The following is a 19,556-nucleotide window of genomic DNA, read 5'->3' as shown; positions in this document are numbered from 1 at the left end:
CATGAAAACTATCAAAGGCCCCGGCATCTTCCTCGCCCAGTTCGCAGGCGATGCCGCCCCCTTCAACAGCCTCGAGGCCATCGCCGACTGGGCCGCCGCCCTCGGCTACAAGGGCATCCAGATCCCCAGCTGGGACGCGCGCCTGTTCGACCTGACCAAGGCCGCGGAAAGCCAGACCTACTGCGACGAAGTGACCGGCATGCTGGCGGACAAGGGCCTCGCGATCACCGAGCTTTCGACCCATCTCCAAGGCCAGCTCGTCGCCGTCCACCCCGCGTTCGACGCGCAGTTCGATGGCTTCGCGCCCGCCGAACTCCACGGCAAGCCCGCCGCCCGGCAGGAATGGGCCGTCAGCCAGGTCAAGAACGCCGCTGTCGCCAGCCGCCGCCTCGGCCTCACGGCCCACGCGACGTTCTCCGGCGCGCTTGCCTGGCCCTATTTCTACCCTTGGCCTGCGCGGCCCGCTGGCCTTGTCGAGGATGCCTTTGCCGAGCTCGCCCGCCGCTGGAAGCCGATCCTCGATGTGTTCGAGGACAACGGCGTCGATGCCGCCTACGAGATCCACCCCGGAGAGGACCTACATGACGGCGTGACCTTCGAGCGTTTTCTCGAAGCCGTCGGCAACCACCCGCGCGCCAATATTCTCTATGATCCCAGCCACTTCGTGCTGCAGTGCCTCGATTACCTCCAGTTCATCGATATCTATCATGAGCGGATCAAGTGCTTCCACGTGAAGGATGCCGAGTTCCGCCCCAATGGCCGCAGCGGTGTCTATGGCGGCTATCAGGGCTGGGTCGATCGGCCCGGCCGCTTCCGCTCGCTGGGTGACGGGCAAGTCGATTTCGGCGGCATCTTTTCCAAGATGGCAGCCAATGATTTCGCCGGCTGGGCCGTGCTCGAATGGGAATGCGCGCTGAAACACCCCGAAGTCGGCGCGGCAGAAGGCGCGCCCTTCATCGCGAAGCACATCATCACGGTCACCGAACACGCCTTCGATGATTTCGCCGCCGGTGGCGCTGACCGCGCGCTCAATCGCCGCATCATGGGCATCGCCGAATGACCGGCTGGAGCCGCCGCAGCTTTCTTGGCGCCGCCACCCTCGTTGCGTTGCAGGCCGCAGTGCCCGGCGGCGCGGCAGTTCTGGGCAAGCTCGATCCCAAGGACGCGCCCTCCCCCCGCCGCCGCAAGTTCATGCGCATGGTCGCCGATCACGTGATCCCCGCCACCGATACCCCCGGCGCAGGCGCAGTCGGCACCGGCGATTTCGTCCTCGTCGCGCTCGCCCACGGCCTCGAAGGCACGCGCCGCCCGCCCGCAGCAAACCCTGCCTTCGCGCCCTTCATGCGCGCAGATGGCAGCCTCGATCACGCCGCATGGCTGGAGGCAAAGCTCGGCCCCAAGTGGCTCACCCTGCCCCCCGTCCGCCGCCACGATGCGCTCGCCGCACTCGATGCCGCCGCCTTCAAGGGAGACGCAAGCGCCGCCCCATGGCGCGCGATCAAGGGCCTGATCCTCACCGGCTACTACACCAGCGAAGTCGGCGGATCGAAGGAACTGAACTACGAACTGGTCCCCGGCCGGTTCGATCCCAAGGTGCCCGTCACGGCGGAAACACGCGCCTATTCAAGCGACTGGACAGCGGTGGACTTCGGCTGATGGACGAGACTCTTCATTTTGACGCAATCGTCGTCGGCTCCGGCATCACCGGCGGCTGGGCGGCCAAGGAACTCACCGAGGCGGGCCTCAAGGTCCTCCTCCTCGAGCGCGGCCGCAAGATCGAGCATCAGGTGGACTACGAAACCGAGGTCAAGGCCCCGTGGGATATGCCCTTCCGGGGCGAGGGCGATGCAGATCTCTATGCCCGCGAATACGCGGTGCAGCGCCTCAACCGCCACTTTACCGAATTCACGCAAGGCCACTTCGTCAACGACGCGCAAAACCCCTACCAGACCGGCGCGGACACCGCCTTCACCTGGTTCCGCAGCTACCAGCTCGGCGGGCGTTCGCTCACCTGGGGCCGCCAGTGCTATCGCTGGTCGGACTACGATTTCGGCGCCAACAAACGCGACGGCCACGGCACCGATTGGCCGATCCGCTATGCCGACATCGCCCCGTGGTACGACAAGGTCGAAGAGTTCATTGGCGTCTCAGGCGCGGCGGAAGGCCTGCCCCAGCTCCCGGACGGCAAGTTCCAGCCGCCCTTCGCGCTCAATGTCGTCGAACAGGCGGTGCGCGAGCGGATCATGGCGCAATGGCCAGAACGCCGCCTCACCATCGGCCGCACCGCCAATCTCACCGCCGAAAAGGACGGGCGGGGCCTGTGCCAAAGCCGCTCGATCTGCGCGCGCGGCTGCTCCTACGGCGCTTATTTCTCTACGCAATCGAGCACGCTTCCGGCAGCCCAAGCCACCGGCAACCTCACTCTGATCACCGATGCCGCGGTAGAACACGTGGACTACGATCCCAAGACCCGCAAAGTCACCGGCGTGCGCTGGATCGACAGCAAGACCAAGACCCGGCATCAGGCCACCGCGCGCCTGATCTTCCTCAATGCCGGTGCATTCAATTCGGTCCATCTCCTGCTGAACTCGGCCAGTGAGGCCATGCCCGGCGGGCTTGCGAACAGCAGCGGCGTGCTCGGCACCCACATCATGGACCACGCCAACACGCTCTCCGCCGCCGCAATCATGCCCGGCTTCGAGGCTTGGACCAGCTTCGGCAACCGCCCAACCGGCGCGGTCATCCCGCGTTACCGCAACATGGAAACCATGGACGGCGTGGGCCACACGCGCGGTTTCTCGTTCCAGGGCGGCGCGCTGCAATCGACCTGGACCGCCGGCAAGCGCGAAGCCGGGATCGGCGCGGACTACAAGAACAGCCTGCGCAAACCCGGTCCGTGGCGCATGGTCCTTGTCGGCTTTGCCGATTGCGTGCCGCGCGCCACCAATCGCCTCACACTCGACCGCACGAAGGTGGACGCCAACGGCATCCCCCAGCTCCACATCGACTTCGCGTTCGGCGCAGAGGAAAATGCCGCGCTGGCGCAGGCCAAGGCCGATGCCGCCGAAATGCTGACCAAAGCGGGCGGCCATGTGATGTTCGGCTTCGACCGCCCCGGCCCCGGCGGCACCGCGATCCACGAAATGGGCGGCGCGCGCATGGGCAATGACCCGGCGACGTCCGTCCTCAACAAGTGGAGCCAGGCGCACGACGTGGCCAACCTGTTCGTCACCGATGGCGCGCAGATGGCCTCGTCCGCCTGCCAGAACCCCTCGCTCACCTACATGGCGCTCACAGCCCGCGCCGCTGCCCACGCGGTCTCGCTCCTCAAATCGAGTGCCCTATGACAAGTTATGTGAAGAACGTCTGGTACATGGCTGCGTGGACCGACGAAATCGCGGGTGACGCCCTGTTCTCGCGCACCCTGCTCGGCAAGCCATGGCTGATCTGGCGCAACGGCGATGGCACTTACGCGATGATCGCCGATCGCTGCCCGCACCGCTTCGTGCCGCTCTCGATGGGCAAGCGCGTGGGCGATACGGTGCAATGCCGCTACCACGGCCTCGGCTTCGATGGCACGGGCACCTGCGTTCACTCACCCTTCCCCGATGGTCCGCCCGCGCATGTCAGCGCGCCGGCCATGCCGATCGTCGAGAAGCATCGCGGCCTCTGGTTCTGGCCCGGCGATCCCGCACTAGCCGACCCTTCAAAGATCCCCGATTTCAGCTTCCTTGACGCGGATCGCGGCATGCATCGCGGCTGTCTGCGGATCGAGGGCAATTACGAGCTCATCACCGACAACCTGATGGACCTGACCCACGCCGAGTTCCTCCATATCGAGACCTTCGGCGTCAACGGCTCGATCTTCCACGGAGCCCAGACAGTACGCCAGGACGAGGATGGCGCCATCTGGAACAATTGGGACATGACCGACGCGCAAGCGCCCGAATGGTCCAAGCCGATGCTGGAGCCGGGCCAGAAGATCGACCAGTGGCTCCACACGCGCTGGCACGCGCCCGCCGCGATGGCGCTCACCGTCGGCCTCGCCCGCGCGGGCACGCAGCGCGCCGATCTGATCGTCCCGCCGATGATCAACCCGCACATCATTACGCCCGAGACGGAAACGTCTTCGCACTACTTCTACGATCACGAGGATAACCCGCAGGCCGCCGAAATGGCGCGCCGCGTTTTCGTCGAAGAAGACGAGCCAATGATCGAGGCCGCCCAGCGCGCGCTCGGCAATCAAGACTTCTGGGACGCGCGCCCCGCCATCCTCAAGACCGACGCCGGCGCAATCCGCGCCCGCCGCGCGCTGATGCAGCGGCGCAAGGCGGAGGAGGGAGCGGCGGCCTGAACGTCAGGCCGCCACTTTCCGCCCCGAACCCGAGAGCACCACCAGCAGCAGCGCCGCCCCCACCGCGCTGACGATCCCCGCAACGAGAAACGCGCCCTGCATCGTGCCCATCGCGCCGCGCAGCACGCTCACCAGCAGCGGCGAGGAGAACTGGCCGAAGAAGAACGTCGCGGTCCAGATCCCCATGCCGCGCCCGCGGTGTGCAAAGGGCAGCTGGCTCTGCGCCCAGGCGATCAGCGTCGGGATCGCCATGCCCGCGCCCGTCTGCTGCAGCGCCATGCCCAGGATCATGCCCTTCCAGTCATACGCCAGCCCCATCACCGCGAGCCCCGCGCCAAGGAAGCTCAGGAAGATCGCGATCAGCACTGGCGAGCCGACCCCGCGCGCGCCAAGCCACCAGAACAGGCTCGCGCCCGCCAGAATGAACAGCGTGGGCAGCGCAGTGATCTGGCCGATGCTCTGCGGATCGGTCACGCCCAGTTCCTGCCAGACGGTCGCGCCATTGACGATGAACACATAGTAGATCGCCGAGGAAAACAGCGTGAGGCCCGCGATCCCGAGCATGGCGCTCCACGGGAACCCTTGCGTATCCTTCTCGTCCATCCCCAGCATCATGCGCACGGTCGCGTCGCTCGAAGGCTCGAACATCCAGCGCACCATCGCCGCCCAGATCGGCACCGCGAGGAGATAGAGCAGGAAGATGCCGTTCCACCGCCACGCCGTCATCGTGCCGGCAAAAAAGATCATCACCGACGAAAGCGCCGGCCCGACCAGCCCCTGCAACGCCAGCCACTTGCGGCGGCCTTCATCGGGCCAGTAATCGGCGATCAGCGTGTTGACCGTGGTGAGGATCACCGCTTCGCACAGCCCCAGCAGCAGGCGCGAGGCATAGATCGTATCGAGGTTTTCGAAGAAGAACGGCGCCGCGCCGATCAGGCCGTAAAAGAAGGTCGAGACAAGCAGCAAGGTGCGCCGCCCGAAGCGGTCGACCATCAGCCCGGCAAACAGCGCTACCAGTGCGATCGTCAGTCCGGGTGCCGTCACCATCGAGGGCACCTTGGTCGGCGCGGTCGGATCGGTCGGCGCGAAGTGGCCGATGATCGCGGGGATCGCCGGAAACATCGTGACAATGGCCAGAATCGGCAGGAAGCCTGCGATGATGACTGTCAGCCCCTGCGCCAGACCTGCTTGCGGCCCGGCGGTGCGCGCGGCCGTCGATGTGTTTGCCAAGATATTCTCCCCAAACAATTTTTGTCCCACAGGCGGGCTGTCATTCCCGTGATACCCTGCGTGCTGAGCTTGACCATAGGCGAGACGTGGTCATAATAGAAGCAAGATTTTAATTTGACCGGCTGATCCCGGTCGGCACCAATAGCCGCCACGAGCAGGCGCACGGGACATCGGACAACCGCGAATGACAGCGCAACAGGCAGCACCGGCTGCGGCCTCAGGCAGCAAGCTGCCGCATGAACTCGATGATCGCCAGCGGGCGCTGGCCTTTTTCACCGTGCTCACCGCCGTGGTGCTGGAAGTGGCCGACACGACCATCGTCAACACCGCGCTGCCCGCCATTCGCGACGGCCTCGGTGCCTCTCCCCCCGCGATGCAGTGGATCGTCGCGGGCTACCTGCTCACGCTCGGCTCGCTCCTGCTGCTTGGCGGAAGGCTGGGCGATACGTTCGGCCACCGCAACCTGTTCCTTGGCGGCGTGGCGGGCTTCGTCGCCGCCTCCGCGCTTTGCGGCCTTGCCCCGACGCCGGGCGTGCTGGTCCTCGCGCGCGTCCTTCAGGGCGGGGCGGGCGCGATGATGGGGCCGCAGACCATGGCCATCGTCCAGCTGCTCTACACCCCGCTCGAACGGGTGCGCCGCCTCGCCTTCTTCGGCATGATCATCGGCCTTGCCGCGATCATCGGCCCGATCATCGGCGGCTTCCTGATCGAGCTCAACCTCTTCGGCCTCGGCTGGCGGCTGATCTTCCTGATCAACCTGCCGGTCGGCCTCTTCGCGCTCGCCATGGGCCGGGTGACGCTCCCGCGCACGGGCGAGGAACACAAGGGCCTCGCCATCGATCTCCCCGGCGCCGCGCTCTTCGCCGCTGGCTTCGGCCTGATCCTCCTCGCCCTGATCCAGGCGCACGACGATCTGGGTCTGGCGCCCGCAGCCGCGATCCTGACCGGCGGTATCAGCGCCGTGGGCCTTGGCTGGCGCCGCTCCGTCGCCCGCCGCGCGGCCGGGCTTCCGGCCATGATCGAACCTTCGCTCTTTGCCCTCCCCACCTTCCGCTGGGGCGTGATCGCCGCGATGGCATTCAACAGCAGCTCGGTCGGCTTCCTGATGATCTTCGCCGTCGCGCTGCAGCAGGGCCTTGCGCTCACCCCGCTGAAGACGGCGCTGATCCACATTCCTTTCGGCCTCGGCGTGATGGTGGCAGTGGCCCTGCTTGTCCCACGTCTGCTGCCAAAGCTCGGGCGCCTCCTGCCCATGGCGGGCGGCGTACTGATGGCGGCTGGCATCGTCAGCACCCTCGCGCTGATCCATGCGCGGGTTGAAGGCGGGCCGCTGCTCATCGCCACCCTCGCGCTCGCCGGGATCGGCTTCGGCACGCTCTCCGGCCCGCTAGGCCCCATCGTCGTCTCCGAAGTTCCGCGTACCCACGCCGGCACCGCCAGCGCGACGATGCGCACCGCGCAGCAGCTTGGCGGCGCGCTCGGCATCGCCTTGGTCGGCTCGGCCTACTTTGCGGTTGCGGGACATGACGCGGCGGCGCGGCTCGCCGGTCTGGTCCCCGGCGCGATCATGGTCGCAGCGCTCCTCTCGATTGCGGTGCTCGCCGTCTCGCGCTTGCCCTCAACCCTGTTTGCGACCGAGCGCAAGCCAGCAGCGGATTGACCTGCCGCCGCTTCATAGGCATTGTTGATCCGAAGTGAACTAAACCCATCTGTCAAACAGATGGATAACCATCGCGGGAGATTATATGGACGTCAAACCTGTGCGCCGCATTGTCACCGGCCACGATGCGGAAGGTCGCGCGATCATCCAGGAAGACGGCGCCCCGCCCCGCGTCCAGCAAGTCGGCGGCGCCATCGGGCCGATGTTCCACGAAGTCTGGAACACGCAGGCCACCCCCGCACCCATCGACGCAGCCTCGGGCGAACCCGCCGAAGCCGGTGTGGTCCTCGCTCCGCCGAAAAACGGCACCCGCATCCGCGTGCTCGACATTCCGCCCGAAGGCGAGGGCATCCGCACCATGACGCCCGAGGAAGCTGCTGCGCACTTCGCCGAAATCGGCGCAGGCCATGCCTCCAACGCCGCCAAGGCAGGCGCGCGCCACGCCCTGATGCACCGCACCGAAACCATCGACTACGGCATTGTCATCGAAGGCGAACTCGTGCTGATCATGGATGAGGGTGAAACCACCGTCTATCCTGGCGACATCGTGATCCAGCGCGGCACCAACCACGGCTGGGCCAACCGCTCCGACAAGAATTGCCGCATCGTCTTCGTGCTGATCGACGGCGAATTCGCACCCGAGCTCAAGGCATGAGGCTCGCCACCCTGCGCGACGGCACGCCCGATGGCGCGCTGGCGCTCGTCTCGGCGGACGGGGAGCGTGCGCTGCGCGTCGGCGGCCATCTCCTCGGCGCGATGGAGGACTGGCCCTCGACCGAAGCGAGGCTCAAGGACGCCGAAGCCCGCCTCAACGCCGGCGAAGGTGAGCCGACAGACGACGTGACCTTCGCTGCGCCGCTCCCGCGCACCTGGCAGTGGCTCGATGGCTCGGCCTTCACCACGCACGGCGATCTCATGGCCGTAGCCTTCAAGCACGATCCCCACGAAGGGGACCGCCCGCTGATGTACCAGGGCCTGTCAGACCGGTTCTACGGACCTGCTGATCCCGTCCCCTTCCCCGCCATCGAACACGGCATCGATTTCGAAGGCGAGTTCGGCGTGGTGGTCGATGCCGTCCCGATGGGCACCAGCGCCGCAGAAGCGATGAAGCACATCCGGCTGATCGTGCAGATCAATGATTGGTCGCTGCGTGCCATCGCCCCCATCGAAATGAAGACCGGCTTCGGCTGGATCCAGGCCAAGCCGGCCTGCTCGATGGCCCCCTTCGCCGTCACGCCCGATGAACTCGGGGATGCATGGGAGGACGGGCGCGTCGGTCTCGATCTCATCATCGACTGGAATGGCCGCGAAGTCGGCCGGGCCAACGGTGCCCCGATGGCCTTCGGGTTCCACGAACTGGTCGCCCATGCCGCGCTTACCCGCGATCTTGTCGCCGGAACGGTGATCGGCTCGGGCACCGTCTCCAACGCCAACTACGCCGAAGTCGGCTCCAGCTGCATATCGGAAATCCGCGCGATCGAGATCATCGCCCATGGCGCGCCGCAAACACCGTTCATGGCCTTCGGCGATACCGTGCGGATGACGGCGGTGGGCAGTTCGGGCCGCGCGCCCTTCGGCATGATCGACAGCCAAGTCGTGAAGGCCTAGCATTTCCGGGCCGCCCCGGTGTAGGATCAGCGAAGATTTTTTGCAGACACACCGAGGCGGCCCGATACCCATGAGCAGACCCAAACGGGCCACCATTGTCGACGTTGCGCGCATGGCCGAAGTTTCGGCCAAAACCGTCAGCCGCGTCGTCAACAACGAGCCGCATGTCACCGAAGCGGTGAAAACCCGCGTGCGCGAGGCAATGCGCACGCTGCGCTATCACCCCAATGTCTCGGCCCAGGGCCTTGTCCGCAGCCGCTCCTACCTGATCGGCCTCGTTTACGAGAAGCCAAGCCCCAGCTACGTCGTCGAACTGCAGAAAGGCGCGCTCGAACGCCTCCACGGCGAGCGCTTCCGCCTTGTCGTGCTGCCGGTCGAATCCGTCACCGAGCGCGAGGATGAGATCATCGCGCTGCTGCGTTCTGCAGCGCTCGATGCCGTGCTGCTTGCCCCTCCCGCCTCGGACCACGCCGGGCTGATGGCCGAACTGCGCGAAGTGGGCATGCCGTTTGCGCGCATCTCGCCCACCCGCCTCCTCGGCAACGGCCCCTCGGTGGCGATGGACGATGTCGCCGCCGCGCAGGAAGCCGCCGAACATCTCGTCGCGCTCGGCCACAAGCGCATCGGCGTGATCAAGGGCGATCCCAGCCACGCCGCATCCGATGCGCGCCTCGTCGGCACCATGCAGGCGCTCGCCAAGGCGGGCCTCACGCTGCACCCGGAACTGATCGAATCCGGCCTGTTCACCTTCGATTCCGGCCTTGCCGCCGCGCGCCGCCTGCTCGCGCTCGATCCACCGCCCACCGCGATCCTCGCCCAGAACGACGACATGGCCGCCGCCACCGTCGCCGCCGCGCGCGAATGCGGGCTGCACGTGCCGGAAGACCTCTCGGTCGTCGGCTTCGACGATTCCGACATTTCGCGCGTGGTCTGGCCCCCGCTCACCACGATCCGCCAGCCGGTGGAAGACATGGCCTACAAGGCGATGGACATGCTGCTCCATGTGCTGAAGGGCGAACCCGAAGGCGGCGACATCCACCTCGCCCACGAACTCCTGATCCGCCGCAGCACCGCCCCGCCGCGCGCGGGCTAGCCCGCCTCCACCGCCAGCGCCAGATCGTCGAACGACAGGAGCGCCGCACCCACCGCAGAGGCATCCTCTGCCAGCGCCGCCGCCATCACCGGGGCAATTGCGGGGGCATCGCGCCCGCCGCTACGCAGCAGGAGATTGATGCGCTGCGTCAGCCGTTCGAGCAGCGGCATCGGCAGGCGCCCGCCCACCAGCACCACGCCCGGATTGATCAGCAGGTTCACCGCCACCAGCGGCTGCACCAGCGCGCGAGCGCATTCCTCGATCCACTCATCATGGATCCGCTGCAGAGCCGCATCACCCGAAATCGCCTCGCCATGTGAAAAGGGTGATCGGTCAGCCTGTTGCAGCCGCCGGTTCAGGCCGGCAATCGAAACGATCGACTGCAGCGGCACCATGGCGCCCTGTCCGTTCGGGCCCTCGCCCGGCACACTCATGAAGCCGATCTCGCCGCTGCGCCCGTCCGCACCGCGATCATATTGCCCGCCCACCACCAGCCCGCCACCAAGGCCATAGCTGATGAGGATGTAGAAGAAGCTCGCCTCCTTCTGCCCGCGCCCGAATTGCATCTCGCCGATGGCCGCCGCTGCCGCGTCATTCTCGATGAAGATCGGCCGGCCCAGCGGTTCGGCAAACAAGGCCTCGAGATTGGTGGCAGACCACTGCGCATAGTCCCCCGGCATGCCCGGCAGATCGATCACGCCGAGGCCATCGGGCAGCGCAAGCCCGATCCCGGTGATCGCCGCTGCGCGCACACCCGCCATCGCCAGCAGCTTGTCGAGATTGCGGCGATAGAAGCTGCGCACCTGCTCGGGCAGCGCAAACGCGATCTCCTGATCGAGCCGCGCTTTCACCGTCCCGGCAAAATCGGCCAGCACCATCGTAATGTGATCGCGGTCGACATTGAGCCCGATGGCATGCGCGCCCTCGGCATTGATCACCAGCCGCGTCGCCGGCTGCCCGCGCCCGCCGCGCTGCATGCCGGCGGTGCGCAGCAGGCCACGCTCCATCAGGCGGCGGGTGATGTTGGTGACGGTGGGATGCGCAAGCCCTGTCTGCCGCGCCAGTTCCGCCTTGGTCAGCGTGCCCTGCGCGCGAATTGCGCGCAGCACGATCCGGGTGTTGTGCGCGCCTGCATCCTCGATCGTCGCGCCGCGATAGCCGCTGCGCGTCAGCCCCAAATTCACGCCGTACCGCCCTCCAGCACATCGAGCGCGATCGCCAGCGCGCCCAGTGGCCCCGCCTGATCACCGAGCACCGGCGCCCCCACGCCGAACGAAGCCTGCGCATAGCCGCTCAGGCTTTCCCGCACGGCAGTATCGACCCGCACCACCAGTTCGGGCCGGCTTGTCAGGACTCCACCGCCCAGTGCCACGCGCTCGGGTGCCCCGGTCAACACGATGGTATGGACGAGCCGAGCAAGAACATGCACGAACGGATTCCATATCGGATGCAATTCGTCCAGTGCCTCGCCCGCCACCCCCGCCCGCGCAGCAAGTGCTGGTCCGGCGATCAATCCTTCCACGCAGCCCCCGTGAAAAGGGCATATCCCGGGCACTTCGTCCCCCGGCATGCGGTCGACAAAAATGTGTCCCATTTCACTGTGTGCGCGGCCCGCCATGGTCCGTCCGCCCACCACGAGCCCCACGCCGACCCCGGTGCCCACGGTCACGTAGGCATGATTCGCCATGCCCACCGCGCCGCCCCAGCGTCCTTCCGCCAGTGCGGCGCCATTCACATCACTGTCGAGCCCGACCGGCAGGCCGTATCGGTCCCGCAAATGCGCCGCGAGGCTGAAACCCTGCCAGCCCGGCTTGGGCGTGGCGAGGAAGGTGCCGAAATCAGCCGCCGCCCGGTCGGTACTGATCGGCCCGAAGGCGGCGACGCCGATGGCCTCGACTTCATGCGCGGCCACCCATTCATCGAGGATTGCGGTGAGATCGCCAACCGTCGCGCCTGCATCGCGCGTCGGCACCCGGCGCTGATCGATCACCTCGCGCCCCCGCGCCAGCGTGGCCACGCACTTGGTGCCGCCCAGTTCGAGGCCAGCAATCATGCCCCGCCCCAGGTCTGCTTGAAATTGGGCCGTCCTTTGAGCGCGGGATCGAGCAGCCGCGCCAGCATGTCCCCATGCGTCGGCGCGGCCTTGCGGTAGCGCCCCATCACGTCGCTGATCTGTCCGATCACGCGGCGCACGTCGCCGAACGGCGCCGCATCGGCGAGCGGATCGAGCGCTTCCGGCACGATCCCCATGCCTGCCGCGACAAAGAACCAGCTGATATCCGCAAACAGCTCCCGCCGCCGCGAAACGATGCGGCCGGTGCGGCGGAAAAGGTCAAGCTTTTCGGCAAGGCTGTCCGGCAGGGGACCCTCCCTGATCTCATCCCAGAACGGCTCGCCATGCCGCCGGTTGGGCACGTAATGCAGCAGCAGGAAATCGCGGATATGCGCATATTCGTCCGCCGCCTCGCGGTTGTACGCCGTCGCCAGCGCGGGATCGCAGTGCCGGTCCGGGAAGTAGTCCAGCAGCCGGTTCAGCGCGGTGTGAATCAGATGAATGCTCGTCGATTCCAGCGGTTCCAGAAACCCGCTCGAAAGCCCGACAGCGAGGCAGTTCTTCACCCACATCGCCTTGCGGTGCCCCGCCGTGAACCGCAGAAACCGCGGCTCCGCCAGCGCCTCACCCAAGGCCGCGCCGCGCAGCGTATCCGCCGCCGCGTCATCGCTAATGAACCGGCTCGAATAGACATAGCCGTTGCCCACGCGCGATTGCAGCGGGATGCGCCAGCGCCAACCCGCCTCGTGCGCGGCGGAAACGGTATAGGGCGCGGGCGGCCCGACAGTCGCAGTCGGCATCGCCACCGCGCGGTCGCAGGGCAGCCACTTGGTCCAATCCTCGTAGCCTGCGTGGAGCGCTTCCTCGATCAGCAGCCCGCGAAACCCTGAGCAATCGATGAAGAAATCGGCCGCGATCCGCCGCCCGTCCTCAAGCCTGACCGCTGCAATCGCGCCATCATCCGCCAGTTCGCAGCCCGCGATCCGCGCATCGATATGCTCCACCCCGCGCGCGGCGGCATGCCGGTGCAGATATTGCGCCACCAGCCCCGCATCGAAGTGCAGCGCATAATTGAGCGCCCCGCCGGGATAGCTTCCGTCCGGTGGCGGGAATGCGAACTTCTCGTCTTCCGCCAAGGCAATCGCCGGGCACAGATCGGCAAAGCTTTCTCCATGCCCCGCCGCCTTGTTCTTCCACCAGTAGTGGTGAAACGGCCGCTGGTTGATCGTCACGCCCAGATTGCCGAAGGGATGCCAGTAGGAATGGCCCCGCTCCAGCCAGTCATCAAAGCGGATCGCCAGCTTGAACGTCGCCTGGCAATGGCGAATGAAATCAATCTCATCCACGCCGCAGTTCGCCAGAAACTCGAACACCGGCGGGATCGTCGCCTCACCCACGCCGACGGTGGGCACGTCGCTCGATTCAATCAGCGTGATCTTGCAGCCAGCGGGCGCGAGCACGGCGGAAAGCAGCGCCGCCGCCGACCAGCCAGCCGTGCCGCCGCCGACAATCAGAATCGAACGCAAGGGTTCAGGGGTCATCATAGGTCCGGTCCGATGCTGGCGGTCATCCGGCCGCAACACAATATCTCCCTGGAATGCGCCTAACAAGAAAGGGGGGGGAAGGCCCGCAAAGGCCCTCCCCCCAAGAGGCTCCGAGGGAGGTGGAGCTAAGGTCAGAAGTTGAACTTCACACCGGCGAAGATGCGGCGCGAGCCCGATTCATACCGGAACGGCAGCTCGGGGAACTGCAGGTAGGTCTTGGTGTTTTCCTTGTTCAGGTTGATGCCTTCGAGGAACACGTTGAAGTTCGGCGTCACCTGATAGGAAATCTGCCCGTCGAGCTGGCCATAGGGCTTCTGGTAGATGCCCAGCGTGCGCGTCACGCCGCCATCGCCGAAGCCGAAATTGCCGAGGTAGGACTTCGAGCGCCACGAGTAGGACGCGCGCGCCGCGAACCCGTGCTTCTCGAAATAGACCTGCCCGTTGAACGAGTGCTTCGAAACGCCCGGCAGCGGCAGACCCGTCTCGAAGTCGTTGCTGAACTCGGTGCTCGTGTCAGAGAAGGTGTAGTTCGCGGTGAAGCCGAGGCCGAACGGGAAGGCATATTGCGCCGCCAGTTCGAAGCCCTTGACCCGGCCGCCCTTGCCGTTGACCGGTTGCGACACCGGGCCGACACGCCCGCCTGCCTGGTCGCTCACGAAGACCGGCACGGTCTGCGTCACGACGAAGCTGTCCACTTCCTTCCAGAACACGCCCGCCGAAAGCAGGCCCTGCCGGCCGAAGTAGTATTCAACGCCGAGGTCGAACTGGTAGGCCCGAAACGGATCGAGCGTGGCGTTGCCGCGGCTGCCGCTGGTGAACAGGAACTTGTCGGTCGCCGCATCGCGGGTGAAGTCGGTGGCAAAGCCCCGGCCCAGATCGAACAGCGGCTGGCGCGAGGTCACGCGGGCGGCCGAGGCACGCACCTTGATGTCCTGCGCGGCATCGACCACCACGTTCACGCTCGGCAGGAAGTCGGTGTAGGACCGCTGAACACTCGATGTGTCGAAGTCCTTCACCACGCCGTTCCAGCTGTCGGTGCCGTAGTACGTCGGGTTCGCCGTACCCTGATTCTGGTCCACCTTCAGCTGGGTGTTGACGATGCGCAGGCCCACGTTGACATGGAAGCTGTCATCCTTGCCGCCGATATCGGCCATGACATAGCCGGTCTTGGTCTCCTCCTTCACGAAGAAGGTCTGAAGCGGATCCTCGAAGAAGCTGAACGGCGTGGACGGATAGAGGTTCTGGATCCACTTGAGCGCATTGACCATCTGCGCGCGGTTCTGGATCAGCACCTTGCCGCCCGGCACGTTGGGATTGACCAAGGTTTCGACCCGGCCCGCATTGCTGGTGAACGTGTCATAAGGCGTGATCAGCGCGGGCGAATTGCCGAAGCGGCTGCACCCGGCGAAGGCGGCGGGCTTGTTTGCTTCCGGCAGGTCGCAGATCTTGTAGCCGATCGCGCCGTCCTGGAAGTAGCCATAAGGCGTGTAGTTGTAGTTGAACGTGGGATCGCGCTCGGCCAGCGGGATCTTGGTCGCGTCGATCTCGCCCTTGCCTGAATAGTCCGCCAGATAGCGGCCCGAGGTGAAGTCCACCGTGCGCTGGCCATAGCGGAAGCCCGCGCTCAGCGTGATCTTGCCCTTTTCCGAAGGATCGACATCCCAGGCAAGGTCGGTGCGGATCGAGTGGCCCTTGATCTTGGAGCGGTCCCCGAAGGCCCAGTGCGACTTGAAGAAGCCATTGGCCGGGTTGCTGAACAGATCCTGCGGGCTGCCCGGCGCGATGCCGAACTTGGGGAAAGCGCCGTTGCTGTACGTGAAGTCGAACGTTGCAGGCGCCGCGCTGTTGAGCGCCACGCCGTCCTGCAGCGGTCCGCCCACCGCACCCTGCCGCACGGTATACTTGGTGAAGCGCACGTCGTTGTTGGCAACGTCGCGGAAGAGGCTGCCGGTCGAGTAAGTCGCCTCGACATTGGCACGGAAGTTCGAGCCGTTGTCGAACTTGGTGCCGAACTGCACGTTGTCCGACTTGATGCTGGACTCGTCCACCACCGAGATGGCCTCGGCCGACTGCGCGCGGATGGTGCCGCTCTCGAGCACGCCGTTGCTGTTGATCTTGTAGCCCGGCAGGAGCCCGAGCGATTCGCCCTGGCCGAACGGGAATTTCACCGAGCCTTCGCGCGTGTCCACCTTGAGATCGGAGTGGAAGTACTGGAGGTCCATGCTCAGCGTATCGGTCGGACGATAGGCGAGGCCCACCGAGACGCCCCAGCGCGTGCGGTACTGGTCGCGGTCCGTCACGTAGCGGTATTCGGGTGCGTAGTAGTTGGTCGGCACCGTCGCGGTATCACGGCGGCCCGCGCCGAAGGCCCAGTTGCCGCGGTTCTCGCCGCCCAGAATGTCGTAGTGGCCGTTGGTCTTGCTATAGCTGCCCGAGACGATGATGCCGAACTTGTCGTTGAAGTTATAGCTCGCGACGACCGCGCCGGTCGGCTTCCAGCCATCGATGCCGTTGGCCTTGTTGAGCCGCGCGTTGCCCGCCACGGTGAGGCCGTTCTTGAGATCGAGCGGATTGCGCGTCTTGAGATTGACGATACCGCCGAGGCCGCCTTCCAGCAGCGAGGCATTGGGCGACTTGAACACCTCGACGCCGCCGATCAGTTCGGAAGGCACGCTTTCAAGGCTGTCGGTGCGAGTGAAGTTGCCCTCGCCGACCTTGAACACTTCCTGGCCGGTCACGAAGAGCTCGTTGTTGAGCACGGTGAGGTTTTGCTCGAGGCCGCGGATGCGCACCTTGGTGCCCTGCCCGTTCTCGCGGTCGATCTGGATGCCCGGCAAGCGCTGCAGCGATTCGGTGATGTTCTGGTCGGGGAACTTGCCGATATCTTCGGCGCTCACCGATTCGATGATGAGGTTGGAATTGCGCTTGGCATCAAGCGCGGCAGCCAGAGACTGGCGGAAGCCGGTGACGACGATCGGCGCGGCGCCCTCATCGGCTGCGGCGGTATCGGCCTGCTGCGGTCCCGAACCTTGGGCAGCCTGCGCAGCGGCATTGCCCGCAACCAGCAGCGCCATGATCGACGCGGCGCCCATAAGCCCCTTCTTAGACAGCACGGTCGTTGGACGTGCGATGCGATCAGACATGGTCTCTCCCCTTGCAAGTTGAGCGGCAGCCCCCGCTTTGAACGGGGTGCTGCCGCCTTTCTGATTATCCGGCTACCCGCAGTGCGGATTTGGCCGGAGGCGTGTGGCATGGTTGAAATACGATCATCTTCGCCGTATTGTCAACGTTGTCATTCATATTACGTCATCATAATGTATTATTGAATTGCCCCGAGAACGTTGACGAGACCCGGGAAACGGAGAGGAAAGCCAAGGAATGAAGCGGATTTCGCACCGGAACGGCCACATTGCAGCGACAGCCTGGGCGGTAGCCATCGCGGCCTGTCTCACGCCGGCCGCACTCCTTGCAGCGCCCTCCGTTGCCGCGAGCGACTCGGCCGCCAGCGTCCATCCGGAGCAATGGCCGCGAATCGCCTGGCCCAAGGTCGTCACGGACGCGGACGAGGTAAAAATCGCGTCGCTTCTCAAGCAGATGGATGCCGCCTGCAAAGTCGGGCAAGTGATCCAGGGCGATATCGCGAGCCTCACGCCGGAGGACGTGGCGCGCTACAATCTCGGCTCGGTGCTCAATGGCGGCAATTCGGGGCCGGGCGGCAACGACCTCGCGCCCGCCTCGGAATGGCTGAAGTTTGCGGACAAGTTCTACGCCGCCTCGATTCGCGGCCGCCCCGGCTGCCCGGCCATTCCCGTGATCTGGGGCACCGATGCAGTCCACGGCCACAGCAACATCATCGGCGCCACGCTGTTCCCCCACAATGTCGGCCTTGGCGCGATGCGCGATCCCGATCTGATCGAGAAGATCGGCGCCGCCACCGCCGCCGAAATCCGCGTCACCGGGCAGGAATGGACCTTCGCCCCCACCGTCACCGTGCCGCAGGATTGGCGCTGGGGCCGCGCCTACGAAGGCTATTCCTCCGATCCCGCGCTCGTCGCGAGCTATGTCGGCCGGATGGTGCGCGGCTTGCAGGGCCCGCCGACGACAGGCCGCGTGCTCGCAGGCCCCCACGTCATCGCCAGCACCAAGCACTTCCTCGCCGATGGCGCGACGAAGGACGGCCACGATCAGGGCGATGCGCAGATCGACGAAACCACGCTGCGCCTCGTCCATGGCGCGCCCTATCTCCCCGCGATCGAAAACGGCGTCGCCACCGTCATGACCAGCTTCTCCAGCTGGAATGGGGTCAAGATCGCCGGCAACAAGGGCCTCGTCACCGATGTGCTCAAGGACCGCCTCGGCTTTGGCGGCTTCGTCGTCACCGATTGGAACGCGCACGGCCAGATCCCCGGCTGCACCAATGCAAGCTGCCCGCAGGCTCTCCTCGCCGGGGTCGACATGTACATGGCGCCCGATAGCTGGAAGCCGCTCTATGGCAGCCTGCTGAAGCAGGTTCAGGATGGCACCGTGCCGATGGCCCGGCTGGACGACGCCGTCAGCCGCATCCTGCGCGTCAAACTGCGCCTCGGCCTGTTTGAGATGGGGGCGCCTTCCACTCGGCCTTTGGCGGGCGAGTGGAACCTCCTCGGCAGCGCCGAGCACCGCACCATCGCCCGCGAAGCCGTGCGCAAGTCGCTGGTCCTGCTCAAAAACACCGGCGTCCTCCCGCTCAAGAAGGGCACCCGCCTCCTCGTCGCTGGTGACGGCGCGGACGACGTCGCACGCCAGTCCGGCGGCTGGACGATCACCTGGCAGGGCACCGGCCTGACGCGTGACCAGTTCCCCGGCGCGACGACGCTGTGGGAGGGCCTCAAGGCGGCGGCCGAATCGTCTGGCGGCAGCGCCCAGCTCGCGCCCGATGGCCGCTTCACCCAAGAGCCCGATGCCGCCATCGTGGTCTTCGGCGAGCAGCCCTATGCCGAGTTTCAGGGCGATATCCGCTCGCTCCAGCTGCGCAGCGATCTCACCGGCCCGCTTGCCACGATGAAGGCTCTGAAAGCGCAAGGCATCCCCGTCGTCGCGGTCATGCTCACCGGCAGGCCCTTGTTCGTGAACCCGGAGCTTAACGCCGCCGATGCCTTTGTGGTCGCCTGGCTGCCGGGCTCGGAAGGCGGCGGCGTCGCCGATGTGCTCTATGCAAAGGATGGCGCGGACTTCACCGGCCGCCTCCCCACCGCCTGGCCGCGCACCGCGCGCACCGGCGATGATCCGCTCTTCGCTTACGGCTACGGCCTGTCGATGGCCGGCGGCCCTGCACCATGGACGGATCTGCCCGAGGATGCTGGCGTCGCTGCCGAGGCCGTGCCCGGCGTCTTCGTCCAGCGCGGGCAGGCCGCCCCCGGCTGGTCGCTGGTGCTGACCGATCCGGCCGCCGCGCCGCACACGGTAGGCCCTGTTCCTGCGTCCACCCCGGGAAATCGCCTCACCATCTCCGCGATCGACAAGGATGTGCAGGAAGGCGCGCGCCGCATCACGCTCGCCGCCGGAGCGCAGCCCGCCACGATTGCGCTAGAGGCCGCCACGCCGCAGGATCTTGCGCGGGAAACCAACGGAGATGTCCTGCTGCTGATCAACCTGCGGCTCGATGCAAGGCCCGGCGCGCCAGTCAGCGTGTCCGCGCGCTGCGGCAGCGGCCCCTGCGGCGCGCCCGTCCCGCTGCCAGAACTCGCCGCCATGCCCCTCGGTATCTGGCAGACCCTCGCCGTCCCGCTGAAGTGCCTGCTTCCCACAGGATCGACGAGCCAGGCCGTCTCCAGCCCCCTCGTTCTCACCACGCGCGGCTCGCTCTCGTTCGGGCTCGCCAGCGTGACGCTGGGCACCAGAGGCGATATCCTCGCAGGATGCAAACCTGCCGCAAAATAATGCATGCATTATGCATTTTAAATTTCCTGTGCCGCACTGAATTGATTGCGCTGTCAGATACCCAGGCCCATCCAACCCGGGTGCAGGGGAGAGAG

At 66.2% G+C, this 19,556-nt stretch carries 14 protein-coding genes; 9 read left to right on the top strand and 5 right to left on the bottom strand.

Features of this window, described 5'->3' with window-relative positions:
• Position 1: 1 nt before the first annotated feature.
• Genes ACODS2_RS11975 through ACODS2_RS11960 form a run of 4 tightly spaced genes read left to right on the top strand, consistent with a single transcriptional unit; the run spans position 2 to position 4,354 of the window.
• Entirely contained in the window at positions 2–1,060 is a 1,059-nt protein-coding gene (locus ACODS2_RS11975; protein ID WP_488999007.1) for a sugar phosphate isomerase/epimerase family protein, read from the top strand.
• Positions 1,057–1,656 (top strand): gluconate 2-dehydrogenase subunit 3 family protein, encoded by a 600-nt coding sequence (locus ACODS2_RS11970; RefSeq protein WP_488999006.1) that lies wholly within the window; start codon positions 1,057–1,059, stop codon positions 1,654–1,656. The genes ACODS2_RS11975 and ACODS2_RS11970 overlap by 4 nt, the downstream gene beginning before the upstream one ends.
• On the top strand, positions 1,656–3,347 hold the full coding sequence (locus ACODS2_RS11965) for a GMC oxidoreductase (RefSeq protein ID WP_488999005.1): 1,692 nt from the start codon (positions 1,656–1,658) through the stop codon (positions 3,345–3,347). The genes ACODS2_RS11970 and ACODS2_RS11965 overlap by 1 nt, the downstream gene beginning before the upstream one ends.
• A complete protein-coding gene (locus tag ACODS2_RS11960) occupies positions 3,344–4,354 on the top strand; it encodes a Rieske 2Fe-2S domain-containing protein (RefSeq protein ID WP_488999004.1) in 1,011 nt (336 codons plus the stop codon). The genes ACODS2_RS11965 and ACODS2_RS11960 overlap by 4 nt, the downstream gene beginning before the upstream one ends.
• A gap of 3 nt (positions 4,355–4,357) precedes the next feature.
• Here ACODS2_RS11960 and ACODS2_RS11955 read toward each other — a convergent pair whose 3' ends face one another.
• Complete coding sequence (locus ACODS2_RS11955; protein WP_488999003.1) at positions 4,358–5,584, bottom strand: MFS transporter; 1,227 nt, start codon at positions 5,582–5,584, stop codon at positions 4,358–4,360.
• A gap of 184 nt (positions 5,585–5,768) precedes the next feature.
• Between ACODS2_RS11955 and ACODS2_RS11950 the strand changes: the two genes are divergently transcribed.
• From ACODS2_RS11950 to ACODS2_RS11935, 4 genes are all read left to right on the top strand, one after another.
• Positions 5,769–7,244 (top strand): MFS transporter, encoded by a 1,476-nt coding sequence (locus tag ACODS2_RS11950; protein WP_488999002.1) that lies wholly within the window; start codon positions 5,769–5,771, stop codon positions 7,242–7,244.
• A gap of 85 nt (positions 7,245–7,329) precedes the next feature.
• Positions 7,330–7,899, top strand: coding sequence for a cupin domain-containing protein (locus tag ACODS2_RS11945; RefSeq protein ID WP_298170540.1), 570 nt, complete (start codon positions 7,330–7,332; stop codon positions 7,897–7,899).
• The gene (locus ACODS2_RS11940; RefSeq protein ID WP_488999001.1) at positions 7,896–8,852 is read left to right on the top strand and encodes a fumarylacetoacetate hydrolase family protein; all 957 of its coding nucleotides are present in this window, start codon (positions 7,896–7,898) and stop codon (positions 8,850–8,852) included. Before ACODS2_RS11945 ends, ACODS2_RS11940 begins: the two co-directional genes overlap by 4 nt.
• Before the next feature lie 70 nt (positions 8,853–8,922).
• The gene (locus ACODS2_RS11935) at positions 8,923–9,945 is read left to right on the top strand and encodes a LacI family DNA-binding transcriptional regulator (protein WP_488999000.1); all 1,023 of its coding nucleotides are present in this window, start codon (positions 8,923–8,925) and stop codon (positions 9,943–9,945) included.
• On the opposite strand, the gene ACODS2_RS11930 is transcribed toward ACODS2_RS11935, so the two are convergent.
• From ACODS2_RS11930 to ACODS2_RS11915, 4 genes are all read right to left on the bottom strand, one after another.
• On the bottom strand, positions 9,942–11,129 hold the full coding sequence (locus ACODS2_RS11930; protein WP_488998999.1) for an ROK family transcriptional regulator: 1,188 nt from the start codon (positions 11,127–11,129) through the stop codon (positions 9,942–9,944). The two genes, ACODS2_RS11935 and ACODS2_RS11930, sit on opposite strands and share 4 nt — an antisense overlap.
• Entirely contained in the window at positions 11,126–11,998 is an 873-nt protein-coding gene (locus ACODS2_RS11925) for an ROK family protein (protein WP_488998998.1), read from the bottom strand. Before ACODS2_RS11925 ends, ACODS2_RS11930 begins: the two co-directional genes overlap by 4 nt.
• On the bottom strand, positions 11,995–13,542 hold the full coding sequence (locus ACODS2_RS11920; protein WP_488998997.1) for a tryptophan halogenase family protein: 1,548 nt from the start codon (positions 13,540–13,542) through the stop codon (positions 11,995–11,997). The genes ACODS2_RS11925 and ACODS2_RS11920 overlap by 4 nt, the downstream gene beginning before the upstream one ends.
• Before the next feature lie 131 nt (positions 13,543–13,673).
• A complete protein-coding gene (locus tag ACODS2_RS11915) occupies positions 13,674–16,685 on the bottom strand; it encodes a TonB-dependent receptor (RefSeq protein ID WP_488998996.1) in 3,012 nt (1,003 codons plus the stop codon).
• 235 nt (positions 16,686–16,920) lie between these two features.
• Between ACODS2_RS11915 and ACODS2_RS11910 the strand changes: the two genes are divergently transcribed.
• A complete protein-coding gene (locus tag ACODS2_RS11910; protein ID WP_488998995.1) occupies positions 16,921–19,461 on the top strand; it encodes a glycoside hydrolase family 3 protein in 2,541 nt (846 codons plus the stop codon).
• Positions 19,462–19,556: the final 95 nt, after the last annotated feature.

The organism is Novosphingobium sp. FG137 (genome assembly GCF_057809735.1).
This window is presented reverse-complemented; position numbering and strand designations above follow the sequence as displayed.